The organism is Alkalibacillus almallahensis, assembly GCF_011761495.1.
In the GTDB taxonomy this organism is placed as follows: Bacteria; Bacillota; Bacilli; order Bacillales; family Alkalibacillaceae; genus Alkalibacillus; species Alkalibacillus almallahensis.
This window is the reverse complement of sequence record NZ_JAASRU010000018.1, coordinates 1-19,140: the sequence shown is the minus strand read 5'-3', so window position 1 is coordinate 19,140 and position 19,140 is coordinate 1. Positions and strand designations below refer to the sequence as shown.

Here is a 19,140-nt window from a genome sequence, read left to right as displayed (position 1 = left end):
CCCACTGCTGCTATCGCTTTCACTGCTGCTATCGCTTTCACTGCTGCTATCGCTTTCACTGCTGCTATCGCTTTCACTGCTGCTATCGCTTTCACTGCTGCTATCGCTTTCACTGCTGCTATCGCTTTCACTGCTATTATTTTGGCTTTGTACCGTTTCAAACTCTAAATCATTTTTAATTGTATCTAGATGTTCTCCTTGTTCGAGGATTTCATATGTTTTCACGCCATCTTGTCCGAACATCATGACATAATCTTCCGAGAACTCGACAACTTTTTGGTCAAAACTAATGATGTAGTCTGGTTCAATGGTTTGGTTCTCGACTTCAAGTACGTCCATAGAACCTAAATCATCTAATAAAGCTTGTATTGTCTCACTTTCGGAAGTAACTGCTTGATCTGTTTCACCTTCAGAGCGACGTAAGACACTGGCTTCTTCTACTTCTTCAATGTCATTGGTGAATACTTCAGAAAAAGCTTGTGGTTCTGGTGCAGGTTCACGGTACATCCAAATAAATATTAGAATTACTGCAATACCTGTAGCGATGGACCAAATTAATGTTTTCTTCATAGATTAGTCTCCTTCCTTAGCTTCAATTTCTATTAGAGCTATTGATATTTTACCAATATTTTAATCAAATTTTAATCTTCTTTTTCTTATTTTCTCATATCTCATGAGTAAACTTGTAAGTGTCATGAATTGGAGGGAGATCAATGCGTAAGACGATCCTATATAGTACATTCGCTGGAACATTCATGTTTGGTACGATTTTCGGAATAACGAATGAGACACAACATTCTGAAGCAGACGTTGCTAAAGCGGAGGATGATCAAATGAATCCAGCGTTACTAAGTCAATCTGAATTACAAAACATTATTAATCAATACATGCAAGGAACAATCGAAGAGGTTACACTAAATGAGTATAATGAATTTGAAGTAACCGTTAATCAAGATGATGAAACATTCGATGTTTTAATTGACGGTCGAAATGGTTATGTTAAACATTTATATCGTCGAGAAGAGCAACCGTCTCATAGTCTAACTGCAACAGGAACAACAATTGAACAATTAGATGCGATTGAATTGGCATTGGAAACCGTGAACGGGGAACCGAAACGCGTTGATTTAACTCAAAACAATGGTAAATGGGTCTATCAAGTAATAGTTCGTTACGATGAAAAAGATTTTCATGTTATCGTCGATGCTTATACAGGTGTCGTTTTAGACGTCAATTCATAAGTGTCTAACAATCATTTCGAATATAATGAAAATAGATAAAATATATTAGGAATTTGGAATTTAACCGTTTAAAAAAGTCAGATGAATCGTGATTCATCTGACTTTTTATTTAAATAATTTATTCAAAAACTTACCTGAGGATCGTCCTGCAACACGCCTACCAACCCTTTTTCCAATCTTTCCTTTTCGAGCAGCATCAACATCATTCCAAATTCTTAGTAATTTATAGATGCGTGACTTTAAACCCATACTTTCACCATCCTTAATTTTCTGTTAAATTTATTATAAACGAACAATTCAATCTGAACCAACAAAAATATTTTATAGGTGGTGTTTGATGATTGAATTTGTTGGGTATTGTATAAGATGTGAAAGAGTAGTTTACTGTGAAAATGGTTTTTTAAATGGTGTTTATCAAGATCGTAAGCTATTTTGTGAACACTGTATAGATCATTAGTATTAATATTGGGGGAAAGTAGATGTCAATGATTTACGAGTTTGAAGTCACCAAAGGAAATGGCGAAATTCAAGCATTGTCTGACTTTAAAGGAGATGTCTTATTAATCGTTAATACAGCAAGCAAATGTGGTTTTACACCACAGTTTGATGGACTGCAGAGACTGTACGACGATTATAATACTAAAGGTTTTCATATATTGGGATTCCCTTGTGATCAGTTTATGAATCAAGAATTTGATGATCAAAACGATATTGAAAGTTTCTGTAAACTGAACTATGGTGTTAGTTTTCCGATATATCAAAAGATAGATGTTAAGGGCGAACAACAAGATCCGTTGTTTTCTTATTTGACGGAAGAGAAGAAAGGGTTTCTTGGTGGAGAAATTAAATGGAACTTTACTAAGTTTTTAGTTGATCGTGACGGCAAGGTTATTCGTCGTTACCCTCCACAAGCAACACCTGATAAAATTGAAAAAGATTTAGTCGTATTGATATAGCTTTTTGCTGAGTTTACTAATGGTTGTAAGCTCAGCATTTTTTATAAAAAACACCGATGAATTATTGAACTCATCGGTGTTGCATCATTAAAAATTCTCGCTTTTATTGCTATCCTTAAATAAAAATGCTTGGTCATTATAACTAAGGGTAATTCGTCCGCCTGGTACTTCTAACTCGGATTGGATTAAGTCGATTAAAGCTTGCAAATCTTCATCATCACCTTTTTCCTCACCGCGGTTAATCGTTAAGCGAATATGTGGTTTCACATCTTGACCAGCAACAGATGGAACATTATTCGCGTCTATCTCTTTCTTTTGTCCAATATTTTTTGGGTAAGCAATCCATAATTCTTTTATCATGTCGTCGCTACCGAACCTTGATTCGATTTCAGGACGTAAGACATTTTCTAACTCATCTTCCCAAACTTCAGCTACGTAACTGTCTACAAATTGACCTTGCTCATTTTCAAATACAAGCATGTTAAAATCCTTTTCATCTAAATCAACAATTGCAGCGTTTTGAAAAGCTTCATAAACACCAGTGGAATCATTAATGACTTCTGTTACATCTCCTTCGTGAGGAAACGATTCGTTAATATAAGTTGCGGCTTCTTTTTTTAGAGAGGAAGCCGTTTCGTCATCTGTTGTAAAACCGAGAAACATTAAATAAACGACCCCAATTGCTAGAGCCACAATGAAAATGATCACGACGATTAATGCTTTTGTTTTGGTAGGCACCTTTGTCACCTCACTTCGTATATCCTTGTATATTATAAGCGTAGTAAAAGGAATTCGTAAATTAAAACTATGAATCGACACAAAAGTGTTAAATTTTTTGAATATTTGTATTATGATATTAGAATAAAGGGGGAGATTAGAATGGTTGAAGTGGGACAGAAGAAACGAATGCATAGAGGTTTGAAATGGAGTCTTATTATCGTTGGAATTTTAGTTGTAATCGTGATTATTGCACTATTGGTTGTAAACGCTTACATAAATCGGTCACTGCCGAAAACCGAAGGAGAAGTAGAGGTTAGTCAATTTATTGATGAAAGTGATAGTTTTTCAGGTTTATCTGAGGATGTTGATATCACTCGAGATGATGACGGTGTACCGCATATTAGTGCTGAAAATGATGAGGATTTATTTTTTGCACAAGGTTTCGTTACGGCACAAGATCGTTTATTTCAAATGGAGATGTCACGTCGACAAGCTTCAGGTAAGTTGAGTGAAGTTGTTGGTGATATGGCACTGAATCAAGATAAATACTTCCGTACATTAGGGTTAAGACGTGCTGCAGAGAAATCGATTTCAGAATATGATGATGAAACAATGCAAGCTTTAGAAGCTTATGCAGCAGGAGTGAATGCTTATATTGAGCAGGCAGATGAAGAGAACGGAATGCCGATTGAGTTTGCTTTAATGGGCTTGGATGAAGTGCGTGAGTGGACACCACTTGATTCGCTAACGATTGGTAAATTCATGGCATACGATCTCGGCGGTCATTGGGAGCGTCAAGCTTTTAACTATCATTTAATTCATAATTTTCCCGAAGAAGAGGCATATGAATTATTTCCTTCTTATCCTGAGGAAGCTTTGACAAATATTTCAGATGAGGAATACGTAGATGTCACGGCAAGCATGACAAAAGCCCCGTCGCCTCCAGAATTTAATGGGAGCAATAATTGGGCTGTATCAGGCGATAAAACGGAGTCAGGGCAACCTTTATTAGCAGATGACCCGCACCTAGGCTTGGCTACACCATCTATTTGGTACCAAGTTCAATTAGATTCACCAAATTATCAAACGTCTGGTGTTATTTTTGCTGGTGTTCCTGGCGTTATTTTAGGGCAAAATCAAGACATCGCCTGGGGTGTCACCAATGTAGGCCCGGATGTTCAGCAACTTTATTTAGAAAAAAGACATGAAGAAAACCCTCATCAATTTTTGTATGATGATGAGTGGTATGAAGCTGATGTGATCAATGAAACGATTGAAGTGGATGGTGAGGAACCTATTGATTATGAAGTTGTTGAAACGAGACATGGACCAGTCATTTCTGAATTTGCGAATCCAGTTGAAGCTGAAGAAAATCAAACGGTTATGTCGATCGACTGGACAGCACTAGAGGCTACAAAAGAATTGTCAGCCGTTTTACAAATGAACAGAGCCTCGAATTGGGACGAATTCGAAACGGCATTAGAGGATTTTCATGCTCCTGCCCAAAATTTTGTCTTTGCAAGTACGGACGGCACCATCGCTTATAAAGCAAACGGTCGTATCCCTATATATGATCAGCCAGATCAGGCCTTATTACCGATGGAAGGTTGGAATCCAGATCATGATCTAACAGAAACCATTCCTTATGATGAGTTACCGACACTAGTTAACCCCGAAAAAGGATTTGTCGGAACAGCTAATAATAAGATTATTTCAGATGAATATCCGTATCATATTAGTCATGTTTGGGCGCAGCCTTACCGATACACTAGGATCCATGAGTTTCTAGATGAGCGGGATCAGCTTACAAAAGAAGATATGAAAACATTGCAAATGGATACACAAAATTTAAGAGCTCGTGAGTTTGTTCCGATGTTCACTGAATTATTATCAGATGGTGACTGGTCAGAAACGGAATCTAATGCCTTAGACACGTTAGCCGAATGGAATTTTCAAGATAAACGAGAGTTAGCTGGGCCACTGGTTTTTGATCGATTGTTCGCTAATATAGAAGCAGTTTTATTTGAAGAGGCGTTTTCTGAAGACTTAATGAGCATGTTTAAAGGGAGTGGTCAAACGATTGATGAGCTAATACGTCATAGTTATGAAGGCGAATCAGTGAGTTGGATAGAAAAGAATGGCGGGTTACAGACTGTTGTGCGTGAGGCTTTTAAGCAAGCAGTCGAAAATATTGAATCAGACCATGGTTCAGATGTAAGTGCTTGGCAGTGGGGAGATTATCATCAAGTTTATTTCGAACACCCATTATCAAGTACAGCGTTTTTAGATGTCTTCTTTAATGAAAAAGAACCTAAACCTGTTGATGGCAGTCCTGTCACGGTAATGGCTGCTTCACATAATGAAAATGGTATTGTCGATCATGGTGCAAGCTGGCGCTTTGTGACGGATATGGCAGAACCGCTTCAAGGTGATCATATTGTCGGCCCAGGCCAAGCAGGGCATTATCGTAGTGAATGGTATGATGATCAAATTACCGATTGGGTAGAAGGTCAATATCATACGACAAATATGGAAGATTTCGCAGGTGAGACTTTCCAATTGTTGGCTGAATAGAGTAATCACTCATAATGTTACCCGCCTCGTTCATACTAAGACCATTACATCATAAGGAGTCGTAAACATGAGAACAAGATTAATTGATTGGCCAACGTTTATTATCTCATTTATTGTTATATTGGCCGTTGTGATTCCGTTAATTATCTATCCAGAGGCGGGTAGTGTTTTTGTTGCACAGTTAAATAGTGTGATGTCTGACAGGTTCGGTTTTTTATACTTAACGATGGGGTTAGCGATTTTCTTTTTTCTTATCTTTGTTGCGTTTAGCCAAAACGGTCAAGTGAAGTTAGGAGAAGAAGAAGAACCTCCTGAGTTTAGTACTCCAGCATGGGCTGGAATGTTATTTTCTGCAGGGATTGGATCAAGTATTTTATATTGGGGTACCATTGAGTGGGCCTTTTATTATCAAGGTCCACCTTTTGGGTTGAGTCCGACCTCTGATCAACTTGAAACCATTCAGTGGGCTTCTACGTACGGTATTTTTCATTGGGGACCGATTGCTTGGGCCATTTATGCACTTCCGGCAGTTCCGATGTCCTATTTCTTCTATGTACGAGAAAAGCCGATTATTAAAATTAGTGAAACACTCAGACCTTTATTAAAAGGGTATTCAGATACAATGATCGGAAAACTGATTGATGTCTTGTTCATTTTCGGTTTATTAGGTGGGGCAGGGACAACCCTAGCTCTTGGTACACCATTGATATCTCGAGGAATTTCCGATTTAACTGGATTTGAAGATAATATGTTATTACGGACGATTGTGTTATTAGTCGTTACCGTGATTTTTGCGATTAGTGCTTATGTTGGTTTAAAAGAAGGAATTAAACGTTTAAGTAACCTGAATTTAGGTTTATCGATTTTCTTATTATTATTTGTTTTAATTACTGGACCTACGTTGTTTATATTGGAAACGACGACGAATAGTGTAGGCTTAATATTAGATAATTTCTTTCACATGAGTACATGGACAGAACCATTTGCATTAATGGAGAGCGTTGAAGAAACAGGATTCCCAGAATCATGGACGGTATTTTATTGGGCATGGTGGCTTGTTTATGCACCGTTCGTCGGTTTATTTATTGCACGGATTTCAAGAGGTCGAACGATTCGTCAAGTGATTATTGGATCTATGGTGTATGGTTCTATTGGCTGTTTATTATTTTTCGGCATTATGGGTAACTTCGGATTATTTTTACAAATTACGGGAGAATTTGATGTCGTACAAGTATTAAATGATCAAGGTGCGCCTGCAGCGATCATATCAATCATTAATCAATTACCATTTTCGAATGTGATGGTGGCTATTTTTGTCTTCCTATCTGTTGTGTTTTTAGCTACAACTTTCGATTCAAGTTCGTACATTTTAGCCTCAGTGACACAAAAGCGATTGGAAGATGATGAACCATTACGCTGGAACCGGATGTTTTGGGCGTTTACGATCTGTTTATTACCACTTACACTCATGTATTTAGGTGGTCTAGAAACATTACAAACGGCGAGTATTGTGGGTGGATTTCCGCTCATATTCATCATGTTTTTAATCGCTTGGTCATTTATGAAAACTTCAACTCGAGACTTGAAAATCGATGAGCAGTATGAACCGAAAACCATTATACTTGATATGAAAAATATCAGACAGAAGTTGAAACGTCGACGTAAGAAAAAACAATCAAATGATGAAGAATAAAAAAAGAGGGGCGGAAAAATTTATTCCGTCCCTCTTTTGGGTTTAATGGCGATTTAGAGATTTATCTTGAATAAACGGTCCGACATCTTGACGCATCGGATTGGTTAACTTACGTTTAATTTGTTCACTCCATTGGTCGTCGCGACCGTTAGTTTTCCGGTGAGTGTAATAATCAGTTACGGTTTTGTCAAAAGCATGAAGCTCAGTTGCTGTTGTTATATCATATTGGTTTTCGTGATATACGGTTGTCCAATCAAAACGCGGCTTACGCTGGGGCTTTTCTTCAGGGACACCAACAGCCATTCCAAACAAAGGAATGACATATTCTGGTAAGTTAAGGGTGTCATTCACACGTTTAACATCGTTACGTAAACTGCCAAGATAGCACATACCAAGGCCAAGCGATTCTGTCGCTACAGCGCAATTTTGAGCAGCAAGTGTTGCATCAATTGTTGCCATCATATAGAATTCTGTGCTTTCTAGGTTAGTTTTCATTTGTTCACGCGTTGCTTCGTCTTGTGATTGTGCCAATCGATTGAGATCGGCACAAAAAACAAATAAATGACCGTTTTCTTCCACATAAGGTTGACCACTTACTTCTCGTAGTTGTTGTTTAATGTTTGGATCTGTAACGCCAATTATAGAATAGGCTTGATAGTAACTTGAGGTTGAAGCGGCTTGACCAGCTTCAACAATTGTTTTGACCTGGGATTCTGTTAATTTTTCATCACTAAATTTTCGAATTGAGCGATGATTCATAAGTAAGTCGATGGTTTCATTCATCTTGATGACTCCTTTGTAAGTTGTTGTAATGCTTCTGTCGTTTTTTCAATCTCTTCATGAAGCTGTGAATTCTGATTGGTTTGCTCTTGAACGGTTGCAGTTATTTCTTCAACAGAAGCTGTAGTATGTTGAACCTTAGAAGAGATTTGTTCCATTGTATCATTAATATGTCTTGTACTTTCATTGACTTGCTCAGCAATTTGACTAAATTGGTTTAACTTTTCTTGAAGATCTTTCGTATCATCTTCAAATTGATTAAATCGTTCGCTACTCTGATTGATTGTTGCAATATTGTCTTGTAATACATTTAGAAGATTTTTCATTTGTTCATCGGTTTGTTCATTCGTCTGTTTCATAGCATTAAGATTATCAGAAATATTAGATGCTGTTTTATCAGTATTGTCGGCCAATTTACGGATTTCATCAGCGACAACAGCAAAACCTTTACCATGTTCACCAGCACGCGCTGCTTCTATTGAGGCATTAAGAGCTAGTAGGCCAGTCTGTTCGTTAATTTCTTTAATTGATTGAATAAACGTAGCTGATGATTCAACTTTTTCCGTTAAGTCTTTAAAAGTTGTACGCATTTGATTCATACTATTTTCAAACGTTTTAATCTGTTCAATCATTTGGTCTGATTCTACTTTACCTGCTTGGGCTTGATCAGAGGTTTCATTCGTATTTTCTTGAATATCGTTTAAGTGATGCATCATGTGATCAATATTAGTGGCTGTATTATTAATAGAATTATTAATTGTTGTTAAATCATATGCTTGTGTTTCTGTACTAGATGCAATTTCCTGGATGGCACGATGCATCTCAGAAAATGCTTGAATATTGACGTTCGATTGAGATTTAATTTCTTCCATACTATTCTTAATGATCGCTGTTTGTTTTTCAATATGTTCTTTTTGCCTAATTTCATTTTGGAATCTTAAATCATTTTCTTGTCGTAACTGTTCTAATTCGTGATCTGTTTGTTTAGTAATTCTATGAAGTCCAAATAAAATGATGGCAGTAAACAAGATAAATGACAACGTTGTTTCATATCGTAAGTCTAATTGGTCACCATGCATTAAAACGAGAGTATGAAAGATGATCATACTTGATGTGAAACCTAAAATTAATAAAGGCAGCGACATGTAAATTGCTGATGTGATGAGTAGGAAAAATATTAAACCGATATTATGAGTTGCAACACTTGCAATTAAAACGATATAAGCAAGCATAAGTGATAATCCTATGATAAATATGTATGGAACAATGCTCATCGCCTTTTTCGTCTTAATCAAATAACCTGTTACTATTAAGATAGCAATTAAAGCAAGTAGCACAAAGACAATTAATTGCATAGATAATCCTGCTGATATGTTTACAAAAGTGCTTATGATTGTAATGATAACGAGCATCGAGAATAATAGTTTGTTTTTCCGATGCAAAGAAAGTTGTTCAATCGACAATGTGTTATGATTAGACATAAGATCCCCCTCAATATTCTGGAAATTATTAATATTTAAAATTATCTTATCATAAATAGAAAATATTAGGTAGACTGCAAGTATAAAATAATTGCAACTATGACGCCGAATCTTTATGATTAATAAGGATAAGGGGAGAGGGGAAGCTTAAATGCAATCTGAAAAAGAAAAAAATAATCTACATATAGAAAATCCCAAAATGTTATTGTTTTCGATTTGTTTCGTCTTAATGTTTTCGGTCATGAATGGGACGATGTTCAACATAGCGATTCCTGACATTGCCGAAAGTTTTAATTTATTACCATCTGAAGTCAGTTGGGTGATGACAGGCTATATTATGATTTATTCGGTGGGAGCATTAGTCTATGGCAAGTTAGCTGATACGGTAGCATTTAAAAAGTTAATTACATTTGGATTAATTGTTTTTACGATTGGCTCAGTGATTGGTTTTTTAGCACCTAATTATTACTTTGTGTTGGCAGCTCGTGTGATTCAAGCAGTGGGTGGGTCCATGATGCCTGCGATTGCATTTATCGCTCCCATTCGTTTTTTTCCGAATGAGCGTGGGAAGATACTTGGTATTATCTCATCTGTTATGGCTTTCGCCTCAGGAATTGGCCCCATACTAGGTGGTGTGATTGCAGGATTTTTAACGTGGCAGTATTTATTTTTAACATCAGCTTTAATGATTGTTACATTACCGTTTTTACTTAAAAATCTTCCAGAAGAAGAAACAGTCAGTGCTAAATTAGATTATTTAGGTGCAGCCCTTGTTGCGGTAACAATTTCAACTACAATTATTGGTATTACGTTAGGAAATTTAAATGTTTTTTGGATCACAGGATTAGCAGGTATATTTGGAACAGTAAGAATGTTTACAGCAAAAAATCCATTTATACCACCTCATTTATTCAAAAATCGTAACTATATTGTTGCTATTGTCTCAAGTTTTCTAGCTGTTGCTTGTTTATTTGGTTTAATGTTTACTGTACCCATCATGTTGAGAGATGTATATGATCTAACCACTATGCAAATAGGTCTTGTAATGTTTCCTGGGGCTATGAGTGCAGCATTAATCGGACGAAAAGGTGGTAGTTTAGTCGATCAAATTGGTTCACGTAAAGTTTATATCATGAGCTTAAGCTTGTTAATGACAGGATTTATTGTTGTCTCTTCAACAGTTGGATTAACTCCATGGATTGTCAGCGCCATGCTTGTGTTTCCAATGATGTGCTTTCCACTCGTGCAAGCTTCAGGCGCTGATATTTTGGCGAATTTATTGTCTAAACAAGAAACAGGTGTCGGTATGGGTGTATTTAATTTGATGAATTTCGTTTCCGGCGCATTAAGTGGGGCAATTGTAGGGGTAGCACTTGATTTGTTTTCACCAGAACATCCTGTGAATATCGTAGCCGTTAGTGGTGATAGCGCCGTATTCAGCAATGTCTTTTTTGCCTTTATGAGCTTAGTCTTATTATCACTGTTACTATTTTCGTTAATTTTCAAGGAACCTAACCCAACCAAATAATTTATCAAATAATCATAAGAATTTATTAAATAACTGAGGCTGGGACAAAAGAATAGTCAGTTATACAAAGGACGATTGTTTGAAATAGTTATAAGTAAGTAGTAATAAAGCGGAATCAAAACGCGTAGACGCCTGCGGGAACAGCACGAGTCTCGAGACCCCACAAGCCCCGCTTTTGGGCTGAGGAGGCTCGAGCCGTGCCCGCGGCAAGCGAAGTGTTTTGATGGAGCGTAATTCAAGCAGAAAACGCGAACGAGTTTATAATAAATCGTTCGCGTTTTATTTTGCATTATTAAGTTTTGTCTCAACCTCATTATTGAAATACCCCGGATTAGTTTTGAAATAACTAATCCGGGGTATTTTATAAACTAAACAAAATCATTAACAATTGCTTTTTAATTGCATATTATGCTATATTGTTTCTTAAAACTAAACGCTGGAAAACCATAAGAAAAGGAGGTAAAACAATGCAACGAGTCACATTAAATGAAATATTTAATCATCCAATTACACAAAAATATTTGCAACGTTCTGGCATTCACCATGCTGTCTCAACTGCAGAGCAATCCGTCACATTAGCTGAACAACAAGGTGTTGACCTTGACCTTGCTGCTAAATCTGCTTTGCTTCACGATATTGGGCATTATGAGTGGTATAAAGATGGTAAATGGGATTATGATGAATATCGTAAACATGATATTCATGCCATAAAAGGGGCGGAAAGATCCCATAAGTTATTAATACGCTTAGGTGAAAATAAAGAACGAGCTAAAACAATTTCAATTGCAATCTTGCTACACACAGACTCATATTTACCATTTTCAATAGAATCAATGCGAACGCCATTACATGATGTTGTATTCCGTGCAGATGAAATGGAAGAGTTACCAGGTGGGGCACATCATTATGTTGAGATGGATACTGGCGAAGCAAATGAACGTTTAGCTCGATTAGAAGAACGGATTTTGCAAAGCCAAGATCCTAAACGTTCCATTTCCTAATAAGGGCTTTTGTCTTCTGCTCGTTTACTTTATAATAGAGATGAAGTAGGAAAGGAAGATTCGATGAAATCATTTAAGCTCGTGTCACTTGACGTTTTAGAAAAATCTGGTGATGATCTGGCTACGAAAGATATTGCTTTTTTCGATGCATTAATTATTGATCGTGAAGTTGATGAATCCCGCTGGTTAATAGAAGCGTATATTCCTAAGAAATATCAAGATTTTTTCGTGCGGAAATTAGATGGAAAACAAGAGCTTGTGACACAAGTGCGTATTACGAAAGAATCGAATCCTAAAGCAACCATTTTGGCAGAAGTACAATCCGTTAATAACATTGATCAAGATATGAATGTGATTTTAATGGGAGATATGGTTAACCGTGAACGTCAACAAGTAGAAGAAACGTTGCAACAACTTATTGAGGCAGGTTACCAAGGTGACTCATTATTAAATAAGTTTAAAGAGAAAAACCAAGAAAACACTTTTTAATGAACAGAAGCTAACCCTAACTAGGCAATCGAATCTAGTTTAGGGTTATTTTTATATGAACGTTACAACGCTTAAAAACAGTCGAATACAAAAAATGGTTGATGGATGATAAAACATGCGACATAATAAGTACTATCGACATTCTTTAACAATATTACGACATTTTTTAAGCGATATTGCAGGAATTATTGTCATCGAAGGAGAACATATATAATGAGTCGAATTAATCGTTTAACACCAACTAAATCCATATTAGATGTTTTAACACCTGTTCAATTGATTTCACTTTATTATTTTTTTAGCAGCTTCAATTGCGACAGTCTTGTTATCATTACCAATTGCACATAAAGCAGGCGTCGAATTAAATCTAATGGAAGTATTATTTACTGCTGTAAGTGCAGTTACTGTAACAGGATTAACTGTTGTTGAAACCGCAAGTTCTTTTAGTGTATTTGGTGTATTTGTCATAGCCATCGCTTTACAAATTGGTGGTTTAGGTGTCATGGCATTAGGAACGTTAATATGGATTGTTTTAGGTAAGAAGATAGGTTTTAAAGAAAGACGATTAATTATGACCGATCAAAACACTAAATCAATCGCAGGAATTGTTCGGCTTGTTAAAGATATGTTTTTTGTTATTTTAGCTATTGAATTTGTTGGCTTTTTAATTTTAGGAACATATTATCTAACTTATTTTGACTCTGCAATTGAAGCTTATTACCAAGGTTTCTTTGCTTCAGTCAGCGCAACAACGAATGGTGGTTTTGATATAACGGGACAATCCTTAGAGCCATTTGCTCAAGATTATTTTGTTCAGTTTATCAATATCTTATTGATTATTGCTGGTGCCATTGGTTTTCCAGTATTAATTGAAGTCAAAGAATATTTACAAATATCACAAGAACAACGTAATTTAAAACGTTTTTCTTTATTTACAAAATTAACAAGTCTAACGTATTTTGTATTACTAGCATTTTCGTTTATAGTAATTATTATTTTAGAGTCTAATCACTTTTTTGCAGATAAATCATGGCATGAAACACTATTTTATAGCTTGTTTCAATCTACAACAGCTAGAAGTGGCGGGTTGTCGACTGTTGATATGAATGAATTTACAGAACAAACCCAACTCTTTTTATCATCCATGATGTTTATAGGTGCATCTCCTAGCAGTGTTGGTGGTGGTATTCGGACGACGACATTCGCATTAGTTATTATTTTTATATTTACATTTGCCAGTGGTCGAAATCGCGTAAGAGTCTTTGGTAGAGAGATAGAAGAAGAGGACTTATTTAAAGCAGTTGTTGTGACATTACTGGCTATGGTGATGTTCTTCTCCTGTGTCATCATTATTACAGCGATCGATGCTCATTTGTCATTAACAAGTATTATTTTTGAAGTGAGTTCAGCTTTCGGAACAACAGGGCTATCGATGGGAATCACCGAGGATTTATCAACGTTTAGTCAATTAATCCTCATTGCATTAATGCTAATTGGGCGTATTGGTATTTTAACTTTCTTATTTTCATTTAATAGAGGAAAGGCGAGAGATCGTTACCGTTATCCAAAAGAGAAAATTAATATAGGATAAAGCTTAATGACACGTATATGTAGGGGGAAACGCAGTGTTTAAATCAGATGAAGAATTAACATTGCCGATTGATGAATGGATATTAGAAAATGTGACGGATGCTATTATTTTTGTCGATGAACTTGGTTTTATTGTATCGGCTAACCAACATGCTGAAATGATGCTAAGGATTGACGAAGAAGCTGGATCACTAAGATTTGCAGACTTTATTGATTTAGAGGAAGTATTACATGCATGGGACGATGAAGAATTAGTCTGGACCAAACAACAGCCAATTAATCTTGTTATTATGAAGAAACAGTCGATTGGTCATTTAATGTGCTATACCTTAAAAGATGGTGGTTTGAAAGGCAAAAAGGATTCACTGATTTATCGCTTGAACCACGCAAGAAAAAGTCCCTATGAAGGTATTCTTATGCATGATCGTGGTAAATTAATTGATTGTGATTATGCATTTGCTAGTATGCTTGGCTATAAACGATCTGAGGTAATTGGAACGTCAGTTTTTAATTTTGTCTATCCAGAAGACCGTGATTATTTAGCACAAGAAATACAACAAGAACAGCATGATGCCCCTTATCAACTTCGTGCCTACAAGAAAAATGGTGATACCATTTATGTTGAAATATTGCCAGAACAATTAAGGGAAGGTTCAAATAATATACGTGTTGCCATTATCAGAAATATAACTGAGAGAGTAGAGAATGAACAGCAAATAGAGTTTATGGCTTATTATGATCAATTGACGAACTTACCAAACCGTAATTACTTTCATATGACAGTGAAAGAAGAGATTGATAATTTAGAAACAGAAGATGAACGGTTTGCAGTGCATTTTATTGACATTGATTATTTTAAACACATCAATGATACACTGGGTTATCATATTGGAGATGAATTACTCAAAGCTTGTGCATTAAGATTAAAACAACTTCTTGATGAAGATGTTTTCATTGCTCGAATGGCAAGTGATGAGTTTTTATTATTACAACGAAATGTCCGAAAAGATGAAGATATTGATCAATTATCTAATCAAATCATTGAACAATTCCGTAATCCCCTTAATATTGAGGGATATGATATATACACAACAGTTAGCATTGGAGTAAGTATATATCCTGATTCAGGAACGAACGCATCAGAGTTAATAGAACATGCAGATTCAGCTATGTATGTCATAAAGGAAGAGGGGCGAAACGAATATCAAATCTTTCGTCATTCATTAAAAGAAGGGGTAAAAGAACAACTACAGCTAGAGGCTGAGCTACATAAGGCGATGCAGAATCATGATTTTGATTTATTTTTTCAGCCACAATATGACTTAAAAACCAATCGTATCATTGGATTTGAGGCTTTGTGTCGTTGGTTTCATGCTGAAATGGGTGTCATTCCACCTGATCAATTCATACCGTTAGCTGAGAAGACAGGGTTAATTGTTGAATTAGGTGAGTGGGTGATTTATGAAGCTTGTCTTCAGAATAAGAAATGGCAGGATGAAGGCTTACCTAAAGTGAAAGTAAGTGTTAATCTATCAGCAAAACAGTTTTTACAACGTGGTCTTGTTAAACGAGTGAGTCATATCCTTTATGAGACAGGATTAGATCCTCAGTATTTGGAAATAGAAATTACTGAATCAATGGCCATGTCGAATGAATATCATATCATTGAAACGTTGAATCGTTTTTCTGAGTTAGGTGTGCAAGTAGCTTTAGACGATTTTGGAACTGGTTATTCTTCATTACAGTACTTAAGTCAGTTTCCTTTAAATAAAATTAAAATTGATCGAATGTTTATTCAGGATCAAAGCGAACAAAATATTGCCATTGTGAAATCCATCATTCATTTATCTCACGCCTTGAATTTAAAAGTAATTGCAGAAGGTGTTGAAACAGAAGATAATTTAAAATTTTTACTTAATGAACAATGTGATGAAGTGCAAGGCTTTTATTTCAGTAAACCAGTAGATGCACAACGCGTGAAAGACTTTGTGGATTTTTAAAAAAAGCGGTTATTCCTTGTAAATGGAATAACCGCTTTTTTTGGAATTTAGTTATAAAATGTTGCACCTACGATGACAAGTAAAATAAACAACACAACAATCAGGGCGAAATTGTTTCCGTATCCACCATGATAGTGCCCTTCTTGTGAATAACCTTGATACATTCCATCACCTCCCAAGCGTGTAATATATCCATATGCTTAAGAGGCTAATGTTGTCTAGTTAACTACCTAATCTGTATTAAATTATTCACCAGAAGTTTCATTAGTACGGGATAATATTTCGCGATTCATACTTAGAATTTTTAATTGATCGTTTTCCTGTCCGACTTCAAAGGTTGTTTCATAATGATATGTTTCTTCATTTTCATCATCATCCGTTACGAGGTGATCTGAATTTACAACGATGGTTGCTTTGTAGTCACCAATATTAGTGACTTCACGATTGGTAACATCAATTTCAATTGAATTGACAACACTTTCACGGAACTCTTGATAGTCTTGCGATGTTTGCAAATCACTACCTAATAAAGAGTATGCCGCAAAGTAATCACGAACATTTAATGTTTCATAAAAATAATCAATCAAATAAAGCCCATCTTCTTCTAGGGTTCCCGGACTGATATCTTGATACATCGTTGGGTCACCATCATAATTCAAATCTTCTTCACTAGCTGTGTCTGACCACATAGAAACTCGGTCGAAGATTTGTGCGATTGGGATACTGAAGCCGATTGTACCTTCATTGGTTGCTGCTGAGTTAATCCCGATTATTTTACCTGTTTCTTCATGAATAAGTGGTCCACCACTATTACCCTGAGAAATATTAGCGGAAATTTGGTATAAATTATTGTATTGATATTGCTCAACTGTCATATCACGATCTAACCCAGATATGTGTCCAAGTGTAACCGTATTTCTCAAGCCGTGAGGACTACCAACAGCAATAATTTCATCACCAATATTAGGTTCAAAGTTCGGGTCAACTTCCAGAGTTGCACTATTAGCTAGTTGTGGTACTCGAACAACAGCAATATCTTGTTGATTACCAATTCCAATTACACCTGCAGGGTAAGTCTGTGCTTCAGACGTTTTGACATAGACGGAATCGGCATCTTTAACCACGTGAGCATTCGTAATAATGTCACCTTTTTCGTTATAAACGAATCCTGATCCTTGACTAGACCCCTCTGGACCAGTGGTTTCGATTTGAACAACATTTTTTTGTGCTTCATGAATGATTTCTTGTAAATTATTTGAGCTAGTATTTTCTTCTTGTGCTACTGTTTCTACTAAATTTTCTTGCGAGGCCAAACTTGTTTGTTCCCAGTTATTGTAATAGGATAACATCGCTATTGTGCCAATAATGATAATGGCAACTGAGAGAACAAGTGGTATATTTTTAAGTAATTGATATTTCATTTGAATTCACCTCTATTCGGCTTCTTCAGGGTCTAGGTACCACGTGATTTGATCCACGTTTACATTTATTTCTTCAGCTTCAAAATCATCAGGTAAATCACTATGGGTATAATCAATTTGACCTGTTTCATCAGGTTGTAAAGTATCAGGGTAGGCAAACACTTCATTATTTAATACTTCATTTTCATTGCCATCATTCAATGTATAAGTGATGGAGACTGAGTGAATGGGACGTGTTGCCACACTTTTGACTTCACCTGCCACTTCAATTTCATCGAATTCATTAATTGACGCATTGATTTCTACCATTTCCACTGCGTTATTTTCGTTATGTTCTTGTTCCAATTCATATTGAGATAAAGCCTGTTCGATCCGTTCTTGTTGTTGTGTTTCAAAGTCAGACTTTTGATTTTCTACGGTTGATTGTAAGCTTGTTAACTGTTCGTTTTCAGGTGCATAACGTAGCCCATCATCTATTAGTGATAAAGCAGCTGAAAACTGATTAGTTTGCAACATTTCGTTTGCTTCGTTTGATACATGATTGACAATCCGTTCACGAATTGTTGATTCCAATTCTCCTGCTTCTTCGTGTTCAAGTGATTCAGCTTGCCAAATTAAGATTTTCAGTTCTTCTAGACCTGGATTATCTTCTAAGCGTTGATTAATTTGACTAACCCGAATTTCATTACGCGTGTTCATGATCGTATCAAGGATCTGATTAATGATTTCACCGTCATAACCACTGATATCATTTTCAGCTTCTTGAGTTATTTGTACGGCTTGCTGGAAAGCTCCTTGTTTCATAAGGGTGCTAGCGTTTGTAAGTTTTTCAGATACTTCTAAGGCTGTATTCATGAATTCTTCATTTGTTTTGGCAGCTTCTAAGTTAGGATTATACGTTTGTGCTTTTTCGAATTGATCTTGCGCTTTAGAGTATTGACCATCTAATGCATAGTCGACGCCTTCATTGTACAACGATTGAGCTCTGGAATTATTATATTCTAAATAAAAGTGTAATCCAATGGCAATTAATAATACACAGATTAATGTGACTAATGGTGTGAACCACCAGCGGTTAATGCGATTAGGTGATCGCTTACGATCATCAAAATCTTTAGGTAATTGTGCGCCACAGATGACACAATATGCTTCGTTTTCTTTTGTTTTTGATCCGCAACGTGGACAGTACATCATTGTTTGATCACCTAATAATTCCTTTCTGTATTGTAAATTTTAACATGTGACAAGTGGTTTGAGAGAGGGTTGAAAGAACTAATTGTTACAATTTATTCACAATTTTTAGCAATTGCTTTTGTTTTCAATACTTATTCTATTCAAAAGGAATAATATTTGCTAGAATATAAATAGTTCATTAAACGAAACATACTCGTTAAGGAGGTGCCTCACGATGGAAGCAATTGATGTAACAATGGGCATTTTATCAATCGGAGTTCTTGTTTATTTTATTGGCAGTTGCATTTTTGATAATGTGAAGCACTAAGTGTACTCAATTTATATGACGAATTGGAAGTGTGAAATGTTGCATAACATTTCACACTTTTTTTATTTTCGGCTCTAAAATATTTGTTGGGGTAGATACACAATTTAGCGTGAAGGTTTGATGGTGGCCGTTGGCATCATGTGATCCGCTTACGGTGGATGCTTG

At 36.0% G+C, this 19,140-nt stretch carries 16 protein-coding genes; 9 read left to right on the top strand and 7 right to left on the bottom strand.

Going from position 1 to position 19,140, the window contains the following annotated elements; translation table 11 throughout:
* A partial coding sequence (locus FHR85_RS13090; protein WP_208379692.1) for a hypothetical protein occupies positions 1-570 on the bottom strand: 570 nt, incomplete at its 3' end.
* Positions 571-713: 143 nt separating this feature from the next.
* On the opposite strand from FHR85_RS13090, the gene FHR85_RS13085 reads away from it, so the two are divergent.
* Positions 714-1,241, top strand: a complete 528-nt coding sequence (locus FHR85_RS13085; protein ID WP_167264005.1) for a PepSY domain-containing protein — start codon at positions 714-716, stop codon at positions 1,239-1,241.
* Between the two features lie 479 nt (positions 1,242-1,720).
* Positions 1,721-2,197 (top strand): glutathione peroxidase, encoded by a 477-nt coding sequence (locus tag FHR85_RS13080; RefSeq protein ID WP_167264004.1) that lies wholly within the window; start codon positions 1,721-1,723, stop codon positions 2,195-2,197.
* An 87-nt stretch (positions 2,198-2,284) separates the two neighbouring features.
* Here FHR85_RS13080 and FHR85_RS13075 read toward each other — a convergent pair whose 3' ends face one another.
* Positions 2,285-2,935, bottom strand: a complete 651-nt coding sequence (locus FHR85_RS13075; RefSeq protein WP_167264001.1) for a hypothetical protein — start codon at positions 2,933-2,935, stop codon at positions 2,285-2,287.
* A gap of 141 nt (positions 2,936-3,076) precedes the next feature.
* Here FHR85_RS13075 and FHR85_RS13070 point away from each other — a divergent pair, with 141 nt between their 5' ends.
* Together FHR85_RS13070 and FHR85_RS13065 are read left to right on the top strand one after the other, a co-directional pair.
* Positions 3,077-5,491 carry a penicillin acylase family protein gene (locus FHR85_RS13070; RefSeq protein WP_167263999.1) on the top strand — a complete coding sequence of 805 codons (2,415 nt, stop codon included), beginning with the start codon at positions 3,077-3,079 and terminating at the stop codon, positions 5,489-5,491.
* 67 nt (positions 5,492-5,558) lie between these two features.
* Positions 5,559-7,184: a BCCT family transporter gene (locus FHR85_RS13065; protein ID WP_167263996.1), complete on the top strand. Its 1,626-nt coding sequence runs from the start codon at positions 5,559-5,561 to the stop codon at positions 7,182-7,184.
* Positions 7,185-7,226: 42 nt separating this feature from the next.
* On the opposite strand, the gene nfsA is transcribed toward FHR85_RS13065, so the two are convergent.
* Both nfsA and FHR85_RS13055 read right to left on the bottom strand, forming a co-directional pair.
* Positions 7,227-7,967 carry an oxygen-insensitive NADPH nitroreductase gene (nfsA, locus tag FHR85_RS13060; RefSeq protein ID WP_167263994.1) on the bottom strand — a complete coding sequence of 247 codons (741 nt, stop codon included), beginning with the start codon at positions 7,965-7,967 and terminating at the stop codon, positions 7,227-7,229.
* The gene (locus FHR85_RS13055) at positions 7,964-9,445 is read right to left on the bottom strand and encodes a methyl-accepting chemotaxis protein (RefSeq protein WP_167263991.1); all 1,482 of its coding nucleotides are present in this window, start codon (positions 9,443-9,445) and stop codon (positions 7,964-7,966) included. The genes nfsA and FHR85_RS13055 overlap by 4 nt, the downstream gene beginning before the upstream one ends.
* A 151-nt stretch (positions 9,446-9,596) precedes the next feature.
* On the opposite strand from FHR85_RS13055, the gene FHR85_RS13050 reads away from it, so the two are divergent.
* The 5 genes from FHR85_RS13050 (at position 9,597) to FHR85_RS13030 (ending at position 16,053) form a co-directional block, all read left to right on the top strand.
* Positions 9,597-10,973 (top strand): MFS transporter, encoded by a 1,377-nt coding sequence (locus FHR85_RS13050; RefSeq protein ID WP_167263989.1) that lies wholly within the window; start codon positions 9,597-9,599, stop codon positions 10,971-10,973.
* A gap of 467 nt (positions 10,974-11,440) precedes the next feature.
* Positions 11,441-11,974 (top strand): HD domain-containing protein, encoded by a 534-nt coding sequence (locus FHR85_RS13045; RefSeq protein ID WP_167263987.1) that lies wholly within the window; start codon positions 11,441-11,443, stop codon positions 11,972-11,974.
* 63 nt (positions 11,975-12,037) lie between these two features.
* Complete coding sequence (locus FHR85_RS13040; protein WP_167263985.1) at positions 12,038-12,463, top strand: YwpF family protein; 426 nt, start codon at positions 12,038-12,040, stop codon at positions 12,461-12,463.
* A 322-nt stretch (positions 12,464-12,785) separates the two neighbouring features.
* The gene (locus FHR85_RS13035; RefSeq protein WP_341770980.1) at positions 12,786-14,054 is read left to right on the top strand and encodes a TrkH family potassium uptake protein; all 1,269 of its coding nucleotides are present in this window, start codon (positions 12,786-12,788) and stop codon (positions 14,052-14,054) included.
* Positions 14,055-14,088: 34 nt separating this feature from the next.
* Complete coding sequence (locus FHR85_RS13030; RefSeq protein ID WP_167263983.1) at positions 14,089-16,053, top strand: EAL domain-containing protein; 1,965 nt, start codon at positions 14,089-14,091, stop codon at positions 16,051-16,053.
* A 47-nt stretch (positions 16,054-16,100) separates the two neighbouring features.
* On the opposite strand, the gene FHR85_RS13025 is transcribed toward FHR85_RS13030, so the two are convergent.
* The 3 genes from FHR85_RS13025 to FHR85_RS13015 form a co-directional block, all read right to left on the bottom strand.
* The gene (locus FHR85_RS13025; RefSeq protein WP_167263981.1) at positions 16,101-16,217 is read right to left on the bottom strand and encodes a YjcZ family sporulation protein; all 117 of its coding nucleotides are present in this window, start codon (positions 16,215-16,217) and stop codon (positions 16,101-16,103) included.
* Positions 16,218-16,298: 81 nt separating this feature from the next.
* The gene (locus FHR85_RS13020; protein ID WP_167263979.1) at positions 16,299-17,474 is read right to left on the bottom strand and encodes a S1C family serine protease; all 1,176 of its coding nucleotides are present in this window, start codon (positions 17,472-17,474) and stop codon (positions 16,299-16,301) included.
* A 12-nt stretch (positions 17,475-17,486) separates the two neighbouring features.
* Positions 17,487-18,668 (bottom strand): hypothetical protein, encoded by a 1,182-nt coding sequence (locus FHR85_RS13015; RefSeq protein WP_167263977.1) that lies wholly within the window; start codon positions 18,666-18,668, stop codon positions 17,487-17,489.
* Positions 18,669-19,140 lie beyond the last annotated feature (472 nt).

Excerpts from the sequence above, each read along its gene's own strand:
- FHR85_RS13085 (WP_167264005.1), top strand. The coding sequence starts at position 714 with ATGCGTAAGACGATCCTATATAGTACATTCGCTGGAACATTCATGTTT.
- FHR85_RS13080 (WP_167264004.1), top strand. The coding sequence starts at position 1,721 with ATGTCAATGATTTACGAGTTTGAAGTCACCAAAGGAAATGGCGAAATT.
- FHR85_RS13070 (WP_167263999.1), top strand. The coding sequence starts at position 3,077 with ATGGTTGAAGTGGGACAGAAGAAACGAATGCATAGAGGTTTGAAATGG.
- FHR85_RS13065 (WP_167263996.1), top strand. The coding sequence starts at position 5,559 with ATGAGAACAAGATTAATTGATTGGCCAACGTTTATTATCTCATTTATT.
- nfsA (WP_167263994.1), bottom strand. The coding sequence starts at position 7,967 with ATGAATGAAACCATCGACTTACTTATGAATCATCGCTCAATTCGAAAA.
- FHR85_RS13055 (WP_167263991.1), bottom strand. The coding sequence starts at position 9,445 with ATGTCTAATCATAACACATTGTCGATTGAACAACTTTCTTTGCATCGG.
- FHR85_RS13050 (WP_167263989.1), top strand. The coding sequence starts at position 9,597 with ATGCAATCTGAAAAAGAAAAAAATAATCTACATATAGAAAATCCCAAA.
- FHR85_RS13045 (WP_167263987.1), top strand. The coding sequence starts at position 11,441 with ATGCAACGAGTCACATTAAATGAAATATTTAATCATCCAATTACACAA.
- FHR85_RS13040 (WP_167263985.1), top strand. The coding sequence starts at position 12,038 with ATGAAATCATTTAAGCTCGTGTCACTTGACGTTTTAGAAAAATCTGGT.
- FHR85_RS13025 (WP_167263981.1), bottom strand. The coding sequence starts at position 16,217 with ATGTATCAAGGTTATTCACAAGAAGGGCACTATCATGGTGGATACGGA.
- FHR85_RS13020 (WP_167263979.1), bottom strand. The coding sequence starts at position 17,474 with ATGAAATATCAATTACTTAAAAATATACCACTTGTTCTCTCAGTTGCC.
- FHR85_RS13015 (WP_167263977.1), bottom strand. The coding sequence starts at position 18,668 with ATGATGTACTGTCCACGTTGCGGATCAAAAACAAAAGAAAACGAAGCA.